This is a genomic window from Hansschlegelia quercus, assembly GCF_004310425.1.
Lineage (GTDB): Bacteria > Pseudomonadota > Alphaproteobacteria > Rhizobiales > Methylopilaceae > Methylopila > Methylopila quercus.
The window spans coordinates 135,633-149,939 of the sequence record NZ_SIUB01000003.1; the positions used below are offsets into that span (position 1 = coordinate 135,633).

Annotated in this window: 12 protein-coding genes; 4 read left to right on the top strand and 8 right to left on the bottom strand. The window is 68.0% G+C overall.

The features are described 5' to 3' along the window. Nucleotides 1–153 precede the first annotated feature (153 nt). Together ccrA and holA are read left to right on the top strand one after the other, a co-directional pair. Nucleotides 154–1,425, top strand: coding sequence for a crotonyl-CoA carboxylase/reductase (gene ccrA, locus EYR15_RS07615; protein WP_245498204.1), 1,272 nt, complete (start codon nucleotides 154–156; stop codon nucleotides 1,423–1,425). A gap of 228 nt (nucleotides 1,426–1,653) precedes the next feature. Then, nucleotides 1,654–2,685: a DNA polymerase III subunit delta gene (gene holA, locus EYR15_RS07620; protein WP_131002690.1), complete on the top strand. Its 1,032-nt coding sequence runs from the start codon at nucleotides 1,654–1,656 to the stop codon at nucleotides 2,683–2,685. Nucleotides 2,686–2,909: 224 nt separating this feature from the next. Here holA and EYR15_RS07625 read toward each other — a convergent pair whose 3' ends face one another. The 5 genes from EYR15_RS07625 to mnmE form a co-directional block, all read right to left on the bottom strand. After that, nucleotides 2,910–3,794, bottom strand: coding sequence for a ParB/RepB/Spo0J family partition protein (locus tag EYR15_RS07625; RefSeq protein WP_245498205.1), 885 nt, complete (start codon nucleotides 3,792–3,794; stop codon nucleotides 2,910–2,912). Continuing rightward, the gene (locus tag EYR15_RS07630; protein WP_131002694.1) at nucleotides 3,791–4,615 is read right to left on the bottom strand and encodes a ParA family protein; all 825 of its coding nucleotides are present in this window, start codon (nucleotides 4,613–4,615) and stop codon (nucleotides 3,791–3,793) included. The genes EYR15_RS07625 and EYR15_RS07630 overlap by 4 nt, the downstream gene beginning before the upstream one ends. 25 nt (nucleotides 4,616–4,640) lie before the next feature. Then, nucleotides 4,641–5,285 carry a 16S rRNA (guanine(527)-N(7))-methyltransferase RsmG gene (rsmG, locus tag EYR15_RS07635; protein WP_131002696.1) on the bottom strand — a complete coding sequence of 215 codons (645 nt, stop codon included), beginning with the start codon at nucleotides 5,283–5,285 and terminating at the stop codon, nucleotides 4,641–4,643. After that, complete coding sequence (gene mnmG, locus EYR15_RS07640) at nucleotides 5,282–7,150, bottom strand: tRNA uridine-5-carboxymethylaminomethyl(34) synthesis enzyme MnmG (protein ID WP_131002698.1); 1,869 nt, start codon at nucleotides 7,148–7,150, stop codon at nucleotides 5,282–5,284. Before mnmG ends, rsmG begins: the two co-directional genes overlap by 4 nt. A 178-nt stretch (nucleotides 7,151–7,328) precedes the next feature. After that, the gene (gene mnmE, locus EYR15_RS07645; RefSeq protein ID WP_131002700.1) at nucleotides 7,329–8,657 is read right to left on the bottom strand and encodes a tRNA uridine-5-carboxymethylaminomethyl(34) synthesis GTPase MnmE; all 1,329 of its coding nucleotides are present in this window, start codon (nucleotides 8,655–8,657) and stop codon (nucleotides 7,329–7,331) included. A gap of 26 nt (nucleotides 8,658–8,683) precedes the next feature. On the opposite strand from mnmE, the gene EYR15_RS07650 reads away from it, so the two are divergent. Then, the gene (locus EYR15_RS07650) at nucleotides 8,684–10,684 is read left to right on the top strand and encodes a thioredoxin domain-containing protein (protein WP_131002702.1); all 2,001 of its coding nucleotides are present in this window, start codon (nucleotides 8,684–8,686) and stop codon (nucleotides 10,682–10,684) included. Nucleotides 10,685–10,704: 20 nt separating this feature from the next. Here the strand turns inward: EYR15_RS07650 and ggt are convergent, their stop codons facing one another. Then, nucleotides 10,705–12,498 carry a gamma-glutamyltransferase gene (gene ggt / locus EYR15_RS07655; protein ID WP_131002704.1) on the bottom strand — a complete coding sequence of 598 codons (1,794 nt, stop codon included), beginning with the start codon at nucleotides 12,496–12,498 and terminating at the stop codon, nucleotides 10,705–10,707. Nucleotides 12,499–12,614: 116 nt separating this feature from the next. Here ggt and EYR15_RS07660 point away from each other — a divergent pair, with 116 nt between their 5' ends. Then, nucleotides 12,615–13,301 carry a tetratricopeptide repeat protein gene (locus EYR15_RS07660; RefSeq protein WP_131002706.1) on the top strand — a complete coding sequence of 229 codons (687 nt, stop codon included), beginning with the start codon at nucleotides 12,615–12,617 and terminating at the stop codon, nucleotides 13,299–13,301. A 10-nt stretch (nucleotides 13,302–13,311) separates the two neighbouring features. Here the strand turns inward: EYR15_RS07660 and pyrE are convergent, their stop codons facing one another. Both pyrE and hmuQ read right to left on the bottom strand, forming a co-directional pair. Continuing rightward, the gene (gene pyrE, locus EYR15_RS07665) at nucleotides 13,312–13,875 is read right to left on the bottom strand and encodes an orotate phosphoribosyltransferase (RefSeq protein ID WP_131002708.1); all 564 of its coding nucleotides are present in this window, start codon (nucleotides 13,873–13,875) and stop codon (nucleotides 13,312–13,314) included. After that, nucleotides 13,875–14,219 carry a heme-degrading protein HmuQ gene (gene hmuQ, locus EYR15_RS07670; protein ID WP_131002710.1) on the bottom strand — a complete coding sequence of 115 codons (345 nt, stop codon included), beginning with the start codon at nucleotides 14,217–14,219 and terminating at the stop codon, nucleotides 13,875–13,877. The genes pyrE and hmuQ overlap by 1 nt, the downstream gene beginning before the upstream one ends. Nucleotides 14,220–14,307: the final 88 nt, after the last annotated feature.

Genomic DNA, 14,307 nt, shown 5'->3' on the forward strand with positions numbered 1-14,307 from the left:
CTCCAGAGATAACGCGCGGCGGCTTTGAAGGCCATGCCGCACTGCGGCGCCCCCGGCCATGGTCGCATTGCGGGCTTTTCCCAGGGCCGCATATTGCGTGGCGAAACCAGTCATCCCGAACGAAAGCGCCCCGCAATGACCCAGAGCGCCGAAATGAAAGATCTTTACGACCTCGGCGAAATGCCCCCGCTCGGCCATGTGCCGGCGAAGATGCATGCTTGGGTCGTGCGCAGGGAACGGCATGGACCGCCGGAGAGCGCCAACGAGCTCGAGGTGGTGCCGACCTGGCCGCTCGGGGACGACGATGTGCTGGTCTACGTCATGGCGGCGGGCGTGAATTACAATCACGTCTGGGCGTCGCTCGGCGAGCCGATCTCCCCGCTCGACGTGCACAAGCAGGACATCCACATCGGCGGCTCGGACGCATCCGGAATCGTCTGGGCGGTCGGCGCCAAGGTGAAGCGCTGGAAGGTCGGCGACGAGGTCGTCATCCACTGCAATCAGGACGATGGCGACGACGAGGAGTGCAACGGCGGCGACCCGATGTTCTCAAGCTCCCAGCGAATCTGGGGCTATGAGACGCCCGACGGGTCGTTCGCACAGTTCTGCCGGGCTCAGTCCCGCCAGCTGATGCCGCGGCCGAAGCACCTGACCTGGGAAGAGGCCGCCTGCTACACGCTCACGCTCGCGACCGCCTACCGCATGCTGTTCGGCCACGCGCCGCATCACCTGAAACCCTCCGACAACGTGCTGGTGTGGGGCGCAAGCGGTGGCCTCGGCGTGTTCGCCGTGCAGCTCATCGCCGCCTCGGGCGCGAACGCGATCGGCGTCATCTCGGACGAATCCAAGCGGGACTACGTCATGGGCCTAGGCGCCAAGGGCGTGATCAACCGTAAGGATTTCGACTGCTGGGGCCAGATGCCCAAGGTGAATTCGCCGGAATACAACACCTGGGTGAAGTCGGCCCGCGCATTCGGCAAGGCGATCTGGGAAATCACCGGCAAGGGCGTCGATGTCGACATGGTGTTCGAGCATCCCGGAGAATCGACATTCCCGGTCTCGTGCCTGGTGGTGAAACGCGGCGGCATGGTAGTGTTCTGCGCCGGCACGACCGGCTTCAACATCACCTTCGATGCCCGCTACGTCTGGATGCGGCAGAAGCGCATCCAGGGGTCGCATTTCGCCCACCTGAAGCAGGCCGCCGCTGCGAACAAGTTCGTCATCGACCGCCGCGTCGACCCCTGCATGTCCGAAGTGTTCGCCTTCAAGGACATCCCGGCCGCGCACACCAAGATGTGGAAGAACCAGCACGCTCCGGGCAACATGGCCGTGCTGGTCAATGCGCCGCGCGCCGGCCTTCGGACGGTGGACGACGTTGTCGAGGCTTATGCCGCCAGTAAAGCGGAGGCGTCGAAGGCGGCGTGACGCTCGTTACGCCTCGGTTCTAGGAGCCCAAGCAGAAGCGCTCTCGGCCATGCTGCGAGACGCCGGCTTTAGCCGGCTCCTCAGCATGAAGAGCGTTTAAGCGTTAGGATCTCCCAACCTTCCTCATGCTGAGGAGGTCCGGACGGCCGTCTCGAGCACGCAGGGAACGCCGACTGTCCGTGCGGGGCTGCGCTTGACGCTCTCGCGTCGGCCCCGCACGGTCGAAAAATGGTCGCGATCAAAGCCTCAGCCGTCGACGGTTTCGTCGCCCGCCCGCCCGCGGACGTCTACGCGGTATTGGTGCACGGGCCGGACGCCGGCCTCGTCGCCGAGCGCGCCGCCAAACTTGCGAGCCAAGCAGTCGCGGGCTCAGACGACCCTTTCGCCATGGTGCGGCTCGAGGGCGACGATCTCGCGGGCGATCCAGGTCGACTGGCGGACGAGGCGCTGACCATCGCGCTGTTCGGCGGCAAGCGCGCGATCCGCGTTCGCGTCGGGGGCAGGCCGATCGTCACTGCGGTCGAGGCGCTGTTGTCCGGCCCGCAGCCGGAATCTCTAACGGTTCTGGAAGCCGGCGACCTCAAGAAGAACGCGCCCTTGCGCGCGCTTTGCGAAAAGAGCCCGCGGGCGGCTGCGCTGCCCTGCTACCCGGACGAGGCGGGAGCGCGTGAAAGGCTAATCGACGAGGAGATGCGGTCGGCCGGCCTCACCATCTCGGCCGACGCGCGCTCGCTGCTCTCCGCGCATCTCTCCGCCGATAGGCTGGCCGCGCGCGAGGAGGTGAAGAAGCTCTGCCTCTACGCCATGGGGCAGGGGACGATCACGTCGGACGATATTGTGGCGGTCATCGCCGACGCTGGCGAGGTCGGCATGGATGAGGCGGTGGACGCGGCCTTCGCCGGACGGCCGGCAGACGCGGCTTCGGCGCTCCGTTCGCTGCGGACATCCGGCACGCCGGCCTCCGTCGTGGTCGCGGCGGCGCTCCGGCACGCGCTGACCTTGCATCGGATGCGCGGTGACGTGGACAGCGGGCGTTCCTCGCGCACGGTCGTCGAGAGCGCCGGCGGCATGATCCATTTCCGTCGCAAGGACGCCGTCGAGCGCGCGCTGTCGCGCTGGACCGGCGCGCGGCTGATGGAGGCGACCGCGAGGCTCGCCGACACGATCGCGCTTGCCCGTAAATCCGCAGCGATCGGCGAAGCCGCGTCCGAACGCGCGCTGCTCGCCATTGCGACGGAAGCGTCCCGCTTCGCGCGCTGATCTTCGCGTGGCGGTTGTGGCCGCCGCGAAAAACGCGAGCCTCTCAGAGAGTCACTGGCGGCGTTCTCAGGGGCCGCCTGTGCGATGGGACCCCGGCCGAGCGCCTGCCGCGTACAGGCTCCTGACGGGCTCGGCGGCGACAGGGCCCGTTTCTGCGCAAGCCGAACGCGATTTTTAGGTGTGTTGAGCGGCCGGCGCGAGCTGAACCCCGTTCGCGCGTGAGTTCAGCCTCTCAGCCGACGCGCCACCATGTCGAGCTGATCGAGCGTGGTAAAACGGATCGTGAGATCGCCGCCTTCGGCTTTAGGCGTCAGCGTGACTGCGAGGCCAAGCGCCTCCGATAGCTCCCGCTCGATTGCGCGGACGTCGGCGTCCTTCTCCGCGCGAGGCTTGCGGGCGCCGTCGGCGCTCTTCACCTCTGGCGCACGCGCCATCGCCTCGACCTCGCGGACCGAGAGACGCTTCGCAACCGCCTTCTCCGCCGCTTTTTCCGGGTCGGGCAGAGCCAGCAGCGCGCGGGCGTGACCGGCAGTGAGCGCGCCGGCAGCGACATGCGCCTTCACGGACTCGGGCAGCTTCAACAGGCGCAGCGTGTTCGCGATGTGGCTGCGGCTCTTGCCGATGACCTCAGCGAGCTTCTCCTGCGTGTAGGAGAACTGGCTTGCGAGCTGCTCGTAGCCTGCGGCCTCGTCGATCGCGTTCAGGTCGGCGCGCTGCACGTTCTCGACGATCGCGATCTCGAGCGCCTCGCGGTCGGTGACGTCGAGCACCACGATCGGCGCATCGTGGACCCCGGCCCGCTGCGCCGCGCGCCAGCGTCGCTCGCCAGCGATGATCTCGAACTGGTCGCTTTCGCCGGCCAAGCGGCGCACCAGGATCGGCTGGATCACGCCTTTTTCGCGCACAGAAGCGGTCAGCTCTTCGAGGTCTTCCTCGCGAAAGCTGCGGCGCGGATTGGCGCGGCTCGCTCTGAGCTGCGCGATCTGGGCGCGGCGCTGGGGCCGCGCGGCGCGGTCGAGCACCGCGCCTTCGTCACCGACCTCCCCGATCAGCGCGGCGAGACCGCGGCCGAGACGGCGCTGCGGTTCGTCAGCCTTCGCCGCGCTCACGCCGCCGTCCTCAAGGTGCGCTCGCGCTGGATGACCTCTGAGGCAAGCTTTAGATAGGCCTGGCTGCCGAGACATTTGAAGTCGTAGAGCAGCACGGGCTTGCCGTAGGAGGGCGCTTCCGAGACCCGGACGTTCCGCGGGATCATGGTCTCGTAGACCTTGTCGCCCATGAAAGCGCGGACGTCGGCGACAACCTGGGACGAGAGGTTGTTCCGTGGGTCGAACATGGTGAGCACAACGCCATGAATCGCGAGCGCGGGATTGAGCGACCCGCGCACCTGCTCGACCGTGCTGAGCAGCTGGCTCAGACCTTCAAGCGCGAAGAACTCGCATTGCAGAGGCACCACGATCGCGTTCGCCGCCGCCATGGCGTTGATCGTCAGCAGGTTCAGCGAGGGCGGGCAGTCGATCAGCACATAGGTGAAGCGCGGCTCGCCGCCGCCACGATGCAGCCCCGCGACGGCGTCGCGAATCCGGAACGCACGGTCTTTCGCCGATGCGATTTCAAGCTCGACGCCCAGCAGATCCATGGTCGACGGCGCGACGTGGAGGCGGGGCACGGCCGTCTCGTGCACGATGTCGCGCAGCGAGGCTTCGCCGATCAGCACGTCATAGGTCGAGAGCGTGCGCGCCTTGCGCTCGATGCCGAGGCCGGTGGAGGCGTTGCCCTGCGGGTCGAGGTCCACGATCAACACGGTCTCGCCGATCGCGGCGAGCGCGGTGCCGAGATTGATTGCGGTCGTCGTCTTGCCAACCCCTCCCTTCTGGTTGGCGAGGGTGAGCACGCGGGGCGCGCCGGGCGGAAAATGAGAGGAGAGCATATCGCTGGTCTTGGTCCAGAGGCCCTCAGAGCCCGCCGTCAAAGCGTTCGACGCGCACGATTCGAGCGTCGGCGTCGGTCAGACTCGGGTGGAGCGAGGCTTGGAATTTCCAGCATTTCTCCGCCTCGGTCAATTCAGCGGAAGCCTCACGCCCCTTTGGAAACAGCCCGATCGCCCCGGTTTTCAACAGCGGGGCCGCAAGGCGGATCAAATCGCCTAGCGAAGCCAGCGCACGGGCGCTGACGATGTCGGCGGTTTCGATCTCAGAGCCGATAACATCTTCACTTCGCGCGGCATGAATGGTGGCGGAGACGCCTATGGCGCGCGCGGCTTCGCGGAGGAACGCGGCTTTCTTGGCGTTGCTTTCGACGAGATGCATGGCGCAGGCGCTCCCGAGCGCCGCCGCCACCGGCAGCCCCGGAAAGCCACCGCCGGAACCAAGATCGACCCAAACGATCGGGTCGCCCGGCTTCCTGTCGACGAGCGAGATCAGCTGGAGGCTGTCCGCGATGTGTCGGCTCCAAACGTCGGGTAGCGTCGACGGCGCGACAAGATTGGTTTTGGCCTGCCAGCGGTCGAGCGCCGCCACCAACACGTCGAGCCGCGCCAATGTTTCACGTGGAACATTGAAGCGCGTTTTGACGTCCTGCCGATCCGCCTCGCGGCTCACGCCGCGCCTGCACGACGGATGCGGGCGGACAGCAGCGCGAGCGCAGCCGGCGTCATGCCCTCGATGCGACCGGCCTGGCCAAGGGTGCGCGGGCTCACCCGCGCGAGCTTTTCAGAAAGCTCTGCGGAAAGGCCAGGCACGCGGGCGTAGTCGATGTTCTCGGGCAGAACCGCTTCCTCCTCGGCTTTGCGCCGGCGAATGTCCGCCTCCTGCCGATCAAGATAGACAGCGTAAGAGGCCTCGGTCTCGAGCTGGGCCATGGTCGCCGGCTCGATTGCGTCGAGCTCAGGAAAGACTCGGATGACCTCGGCCGCGCTGACGGCGGGCAGCGACAGAAGATCGAAGGCCGTTCGCCGCCGCCCGTCGCGATTGACCGTGATCCCTGCCTTCTCGGCTTCGCTTGGCGTGACGCTCAGCGAGCGCGCCAAACGTTCGGCGTCTGCAAGCGCGGAGGCCTTTTTTTGGAAGGACGCGGCGCGCTCTGCGCCGACGCAGCCCAGAGCCTCGCCCCTTGGAGTGAGCCGGAGATCCGCATTGTCGGCGCGCAGAGCGAGGCGGTACTCCGCGCGCGACGTGAACATGCGATAGGGCTCGGTGACGCCGTGGGTCACGAGGTCGTCGACCATGACGCCGAGATAGCCTTCGTCGCGACCGATGACGATTCCGTCCTCGTCGCCAGCCAGACGCGCAGCGTTGAGACCCGCCAACAGCCCCTGCGCCGCCGCCTCCTCATAGCCTGTCGTGCCGTTGATCTGACCGGCGAGGAAGAGGCCGGGCAGACGCTTCAGCGCCAGCGTCGGATCGAGCTCTCGAGGATCGACGTGGTCGTATTCGATCGCGTAGCCCGGCTGCAGGATCTCGGCCTGCGCGAGGCCCGGCATTGTTCGCACGAGCGCGAGCTGCACGTCAGCGGGCAGCGACGTCGAAATGCCGTTCGGGTAGATCGTGGCGTCGTCGAGGCCTTCCGGCTCCAGAAAGATCTGGTGGCTCTCGCGGTCGCCGAACCGCACAACCTTGTCCTCGATCGACGGACAATAGCGCGGTCCGCGGCTTTCGATGCGGCCTGAATACATCGCCGAGCGTGACAGGTTTGCGCGGATCACCTCGTGCGTCTCCGCGGTGGTGCGCGTGACGTGGCAGGGAATCTGGCGCTGCGTTATCTCCGCCGTCAGCGTCGAGAACGGATCGGGCGGCGTGTCGCCGGGCTGTTCGACCAGCGCGGCGAAGTCGATCGTCCTGCCATCGAGCCGCGGTGGGGTCCCGGTCTTAAGGCGACCGAGTGAGAGGCCTAGCGCCTCGAGCCGCGCAGACAGACCCAACGCCGGCGCTTCCCCGACTCGGCCGGCGGGCATGGTCCGATCGCCGATATGGATGAGGCCGCGGAGAAAGGTGCCGGTGGTCAGCACGACGGCAGCGGCGCTCAGGGTTCGTCCGTCGCCAAGCGTGACGCCTGCGGCGGCGCCATTATCGACGACCAGATCGTCGACCTCGCCTTCCACGATCGTCAGGCCCGGCTGTTCGCCGAGCGCCTTCTGGATCGCGGCGGCGTAGAGCTTGCGGTCCTGCTGGGCGCGTGGGCCACGCACGGCGGGTCCCTTGCTGCGATTGAGCACGCGGAACTGGATGCCGCCCTCATCCGCGCAGCGGCCCATCAGCCCGTCTAGCGCGTCCACTTCGCGCACCAGATGCCCCTTGCCGAGCCCGCCGATCGCCGGGTTGCATGACATCGCGCCGAGCGTCGCAGCGCGATGCGTAACCAGCACGGTGCGGGCGCCCATCCGCGCGGAGGCGGCTGCCGCCTCGCAGCCGGCATGGCCGCCGCCGACGACGATGACGTCGAACTTTTGAGGGAGTGATGGGGTCATGGGAGTTGGATAGGTGCGTACGGAGAGCCGCAGGCTGTCTGCCCTCTCTAGAAGGAAGGCGTGCGCTAAGGCGATCCCGATCCTTTAGCACGGGATGCTCAACATGAGGAGCATGCCGCCGCGCAGGCGTCCGCGCCAAGCCAGGAATGTTCCACGTGAAACAATCCGGCCGTTAGACTCACTTGCCGATGCAGAAGGTCGAGAAGATCCGGCCCAGCACCTCCTCCACGCCGACGCGTCCGGTGACCCGTCCGAGTTCGTCCGCGGCTCGCCGAAGCAGTTCCGCGAGGATCTCATCAGGGGTGTCCGTCCAGGCATCCAGCGCAGTGTCGATCGAAGCGACTGCCGCCGCGAGAGCGTCGCGGTGACGGGCGCGGGTGACGCCTGCGCTCCCGCCGCTGTTCAGCGCGTCGGCCGCCGCCGCCCCAAGGGCCGCCGCCAATCGATCGAGGCCCTCGCCGGTGCGCGCCGAAATGCGGTGAGCGAACTCCGCCGCAGGGGCCGTATCGATCTTGTTGACAACCCGCCACACGCGCGCCTCCGGCGGGACTTCAGGCTCCGTCCTACCCGCCACATCCTCGAGCCAGATGACGAGGTCAGCCGCCTTCGCCTGCTCGCCGGCGCGGCGCACGCCTTCCATCTCCGCAGCGTCGCGCGCTTCGCGGAGGCCCGCGGTGTCCACCAGGACGACCGGCAATCCGCCGAGGTCCATCTGGACTTCTATGACGTCACGGGTCGTTCCGGGCTCGGCCGCGACGATCGCCGCCTCTCTCCGAGCGAGCGCGTTCAGCAGCGAGGACTTGCCGGCGTTCGGACGGCCGAGGATCGCGACCCGGAATCCTTCCCGCAGACGCTCCCCTCGCGTGTCGGCGAGGGCGACGGCGATCTCTTCGCGCAACGGGGTGAGCACGTCATAAGCCTGCGCCCTCGCGGCGTCGGTGACGTCGCTCTCGTCGGAGAAGTCTATGCCGGCCTCGACGAGCGCCATCACCTCGACGACACGATCCCGCCAGCCATTGATCCGGACCGACAGCGCGCCGGAGCTCTGCGCCAGAGCCTGACGCCGCTGCGCTTCGGTTTCAGCTTCGAGAAGATCCGCAAGTCCCTCCGCCTCCGCCAGATCGAGCTTTCCGGCGAGAAAGGCGCGGCGCGTGAATTCACCAGGCTCCGCCATGCGAACGCCGGCGATGGAAAGCGCAGCATCGAGCGCCGCGGCGATAACGGCCCGTCCGCCGTGCAGATGCATCTCCGCAGCATTCTCGCCGGTTTGCGTGTTCGGGCCGGGCAGCCAGAGCGCGAAACCGCGATCGATCGGCTCGGACGTGCGCGGATCGCGAATGGTCCGAAGCGAAACTCTGCGGGGCTCGGGAAGGGGGCCGCAGAGCGCCGCAAGTGACGTTCCCGCCTCCGGCCCCGACAGTCGGATGACCGCCACCGCGGCGCGGCCGGGGGCGCTCGACAGCGCGACGATCGTGTCTCGCGAGATGGGCGCGCTAGGTTGGGTCATTGGTCCCCGAGAAGAGACGCTGAACCATGCCCAACCGCTTGGCCAGATCCGCCAGTCCCTATCTGCTTCAGCATGCGGAAAACCCGGTGGACTGGTGGGAGTGGTCGCCGGAAGCGTTCGAGGAAGCGCGGCGGCTGAACCGGCCGGTGCTGCTCTCGATCGGCTACGCCGCCTGCCATTGGTGCCACGTCATGGCGCATGAAAGCTTCGAGGACGAAGCCGTGGCCGCCGTCATGAACGAGCACGTCGTCTCGATCAAGGTCGACCGCGAGGAGCGGCCGGATGTCGACCAGATCTACATGGCCGCGCTTCATGCGCTCGGCCAGCAGGGCGGCTGGCCGCTGACCATGTTCCTGTCGCCGAACGGCGATCCGTTCTGGGGCGGCACCTATTTTCCGAAGACCGCCGCTTATGGCCGCCCCGGTTTCCCTGACGTGGTGCGCACCATCGCCCGGCTTTACCGTGAGGAGCCGGACCGCATCGCCCAGAACAGCGAAGCGATCGCCGAGCGGCTCGCGCCGCGCCGGGCGCCGGCGGGTAACTTTGGTCCGCAGGAGATGGACGCGGTGGCGCGCCGCCTCGTCAACGCATTCGACCCGGTGAATGGCGGCTTTCGCGGCGCGCCGAAGTTTCCGCAGGCCGGCGCGCTCGACATGCTGCTGCGCGCGGCCCGGCGGACGGGCGACGAGACGCTTGCCGCGCCGGCGGTCCTGACGCTGCAGAGGATCGTGGCGGGCGGCATCCACGACCATATCGGCGGCGGCTTCGCGCGCTACTCCGTCGACGAGCGCTGGCTCGCTCCGCATTTCGAAAAGATGCTCTACGACAACGCGCAACTGCTCGGCCTCTTCGTCGCGGTCGGGCTAGAAAGGGACGATCCGCGCCTGATCGCGGCGGCGCACGGCATCATCGACTGGCTCACCCGCGAGATGGAGGTCGACGGCGCATTCGCCGCAAGCCTCGACGCGGACAGCGAGGGCGTCGAAGGCAAGTTCTATGTCTGGATGCGAGATGAATTCGACGGCGTGCTGGGCGCTGAGGACGCCGCGTTCGCCGCGGAGGCGTTCGACGTCACGCCGCTCGGCAACTGGGAAGACGTCGCGATCCTGAACCGGCTGAAGGAGCGTCCGGAGGCGCGTCCAGACGGCGCTCGCCTTGCCGACGTCTCGGCGCGATTGCTCGCGGCGCGGGAGGCGCGAGTGAGGCCCGGCCGCGACGACAAGGTTCTGGCGGATTGGAACGGACTGATGATCGCGGCGCTGGCCGAAGCGGCAGTCCCGCTCGGACGGCCCGACGCGCTCGATATGGCGAGAGCCGCGTTCGCTTTCATCGAGCGGAACATGACGCGCGGCGCCCGGCTTGGTCACAGCTTCCGCGACGGACGCCTCGTCTTCCCGGGCTTCGCGACCGATTACGGCGCGATGGCGCTGGCGGGACTGGCGCTCGCCGGCGCGACCGGAGAAACGCGCTATCGCGACGTCGCGGCTGGTTGGATCCAGGCGGCCGGAGCGCATCATCGCGATCCGGACGGCCCGGGTTTCGCGGTCGACGCCGACGACGCGAGCCCTCTCGTCATGCGACCGCAGGCGCTTGCCGACGACGCGATGCCGAGCGGAACCGCTCTGATCCTGTCCGCATCGCTGCGGCTCGCGACTTTCGATGCCGACGACGAGCGGCTCGCTCGGATCGACGGCGAGTTCGCCGCGCTGATGGGGACGATGGCGGCGAACCCGGTCGGGCATGCCGGTCTCGTCAACGCGCTGGACGAACGCCTGCGTTTCGCGTCGATCGTCATCGTGGGTGAGGGTGAGACTGCGGACGCGCTCCACGCCGAAGCGCTGTCGCTGCCGGCGACGGACCGCGTCGTGCGTCGCGCGCTATCGCCGGACAATCTGCCGGAGGCGCATCCGGCGCGGGCGGGTCAGGAGGCGGTCGCCGCTTATGTCTGCGCCGGCATGGCGTGTTCGCCGCCTGTCACCGAGAAGGGAATGCTGGGGACCGTCGCCCGCAAAATGAGCCGGAGGTAGCGCGCTCCAATGCGGAGCGCCTACTCTCCGACCGCTACGCCTTCCCGTCGTGGGTCGGCGCCTCCAAGGATGCCTTCTGGCCCTATCGCGATCGCCTGCACGCCAGAAACGAGCGCGGTCGCCCGGGTCCCATAACCGAGCTCCCTCAGAGGTTCGGCCATCGTTTCTGCCGCCGTTCCTTCCTCGAGCTCGAACGGGCCATAGCGGTTCAGCATGTTCGGCAGAGCGGCGGCCGCTGCCGGATCGAGGCCCCAGTCGAGCGCGGCGATCAGCGTCTTCACGACGTAGCCGATGATCTGGCTGCCGCCAGGCGAACCGACGATGAAGACGGGCGCTCCATCCTTCAGCACGATGGTCGGCGCCATCGAGGAGCGCGGCCGCTTGCCCGGCTCGACGCGGTTCGCCACCGGCGCGCCGCCTCTTTGCGAGCGGAACGAGAAGTCCGTCATCTCACTATTGAGCATGAAGCCGCGCGTCATCAGCTTCGAGCCGAACGACGCTTCGATGGTGGTGGTGAAGGCGACCGCGTTGCCGTCCGCATCCACAATCGACAGATGGCTGGTGCCGGGGAGCTCGATCGCGGGATCCGGCGCGAATAATTGTGTCCGGTCCTGCTTGGGCTGCCCGGCAGCGACCGAGCCCAGAGCACGCTCTCCGGAAAGCAGCGCCGCGCGGCCGGCAAGATAGTCCTGCGCCAGAAGGCCCGCCGTCGGCTGAGGGACGAAGGCGGGATCGGCGACATAGGCCTCGCGGTCTGCGAAGGCGAGGCGGGAGGCGTCGCCGATCAGCCGCCAGGCCTGCGGACTGTCCTTGCCGAGGCCGGCGATGTTTGACGACTCGAGGAGCCCCAGGATCTGCGCCACGGCGATGCCGCCGGAGGATGGCGGGCCCATCCCGCAGATGAGGTAGGCGCGAAAGCCTCCGCAGACGGGAGAACGCTCGACGACGGCATAGTTGGCGAGATCCTCGAGCGAGAGCTGGCCCGGGTTCCGTGCGCCGCGCACGGCGGCGACCACATCTTCGGCGATCGGCCCCCTATAGAAGGCGCTCGCGCCGCCATCTCGCAACGCCTTCAGCGTCTCGGCGTAGGCCGGGTTCTTCAGCCGGTCGCCAGCCTTCAGCGCGATGCCGCCGGGCAGGAAATAGGCCGCGGCAGTCGGATCTCTCGCCAGACGAGGCGCATCGGCCGCGATCTGCGCGGCAAGCCGCGGCGACACAATGAACCCCTTCTCCGCCAATTGTATAGCCGGCTCAAACAGTTGGGGCCACGGCAGTTTTCCAAAGCGGCGGTGGACAGTCTCCATGAGGCGGGGCGCGGCAGGCGTGCCGACTGCTCGGCCGCCAAGCGCCGCTTCCATGAACGCCAACGGCTCACCCTTCTTGTCCTGGAACAGGTCGGGCGTCGCCGCCATCGGCGCCGTCTCGCGGCCGTCGAAGGTGGTCACGGCCTTTGCCGCCGCGTCGTAAAGAACGAGAAATCCGCCGCCGCCGAGCCCGGAGGATTGCGGCTCGACGAGGCCGAGCACGAACTGCGCGGCGATCGTTGCGTCGACCGCACCGCCGCCGGCGCGCAGCATGGCGGCGGCGGCCTCGCTGGCATTGCGGTTCGCTGTCGCCGCCATCCAGCGTTTTGCGCGCACGAGCGGGCGCGGCCGGACGCTGCTTGCGATCTCCGGCGCGAACTGGTCGGAGACCTGCGGCGCTTCATGCGCGGCGGCGGAGGCGGCTAGAACCAGCAGCACTGCGATCGCCGGTCCGCGCACGATCTCTCCGGAGAAATGGTCGGGCCGCGCTTCGCGTCCTCCGGGGATCATAGCGCTTGGCGGCGCGGCAGCGATGCGGCCATCGTTAACCGCGACTTAAGGTTAACGGATCATGACTGAACGAAGCGGCGCTCGCTTTCAGCGCGCTCAGATTCCGGGGTTCCGCCATGCCGCTCGCCGCGTCCTTCCTGTCGCGCCTCGCACTTATCGTCGCGCTCGGCGCGGGCCTTTCGGCCTGCAAGACGGACGGCGACGTCACCGGCTCGATCACGAACGCCGACGCCGCGCGGAGCGCCACGCCCGAGCAGCGGGAGGCGCGCTGGCGCGAGCTCTCCGCCCATTATGCGGCTGCCTACGAAAAGAACCCCGCCGATCCCGCGACGGCGCTCGGCTATGGGATGGCGCTACGCGCGCTCGGCCAACGCGCCCAGGCGCTGGCCGTTCTCGAAAACGCGAGCATCAAGCATCCGCAGCAGCGACAGATCCAGGCGGCTTACGGCCGCGCGCTGGCCGACGTCGGACGCTATGACGACGCGATGGGCGTGCTCGAGCGCTCCCATGCGCCGGATGCGCCGGATTGGAAGATCCTGAACGCGCAGGGCGCGATTCTCGACCAGCTCGGCCGTAGCGGCGAGGCCCGCGGCTATTACGCCGCCGCGCTGAAGATCGCCCCGGGAGAGCCGTCGATCCTGTCCAATCTCGGCCTGTCCTACGCGCTGACGAAGGATATCGGAAAGGCCGAGGACACGCTGCGCATCGCGGCGGCGAGCCCCAAGGCCGACGACACTGTGCGCGCCAATCTCGCTCTGGTCGAGCGGCTGAAGGCCGGCGGCAAGATCGCTAAGGCGGGGTGAGACGCCCTTTTCAGGTCCGGAACTCGGCGCCCTTGAACACCGAGCCCAGCGCGACCCCGTGCTGGCTGAGGAATTCCGAGGCCCCCTCCTCCCGGTCGATCAGGCACAGCGCCTGGGTGACCGTCGCGCCGGCTTCGCGCACGGCCTCGATCGCCTTCAGGAAAGAGCCGCCGGAGGTCGCGACGTCGTCGACGACGAGCACTACCTTGCCGTCCATGCTCTCGCCCGGCGACAGCCCTTCCACGAGGTCGCGCGTGCCGTGGCCCTTCTTCTCCTTGCGGACGAAGATGGTCTCGACGGGCTGGCCCGCGGCCGAGCTCAGCGCCGCAGCCGAGCCGATGACGGGCACGGCGCCCATCTCCAGTCCGCCGATATAGTCGAAGCGGTAGGCGGCCAGCAGGTCGAGCAGGCAGCGGGCGGAGAGCTCCGCCCCGCGCGCGTTCATCATGGTCGGCTTCATGTTGAAGTAGAGGTCGCTCTCGCGGCCGGAGGCGAGCGTGAACTTGCCTTGTCGGAACGAGCGGGCGCGGATGACCGCCTTCAACTCTTCGCGGTGGTCGGCAGCGACGACCATCAGCCGTTCATCCGCCCGGCCGAGACGCGGTCGTTCTTTTCCGTCAGCACCGCCTCGAAGCCTTCGAACTGCGGGTGGCCGGCATACATCGGCTTGTTCTGGCCGGCGTTGGCGTGCGCCTTGCGGAACGCCTCAGAGCGCGTCCAGGCCTCGAAGTCCGCCTTCGAGCGCCAGATCGTGTGGCTGGCGTAGAGCACGGTGTCGTCGGCCTCGGGGCCCTTGAGCAGCGAGAATTCCACGAAGCCGTCGACTTCCGAGAGATGCCGGTCGCGTTCGCGCCAGATGGTCTCGAAGGCTTCCGCCTCCTGCGTGAAGACCTTGAACCGGTTCATGGCGACGAACATGCGCGCGCTCCTCGAGGAGTTGACGTTTGGCCGAACGTCTAGCGCGGAGAACGGGTTGAGGCAAAACCATCATTCCGGGCTTGTCCCG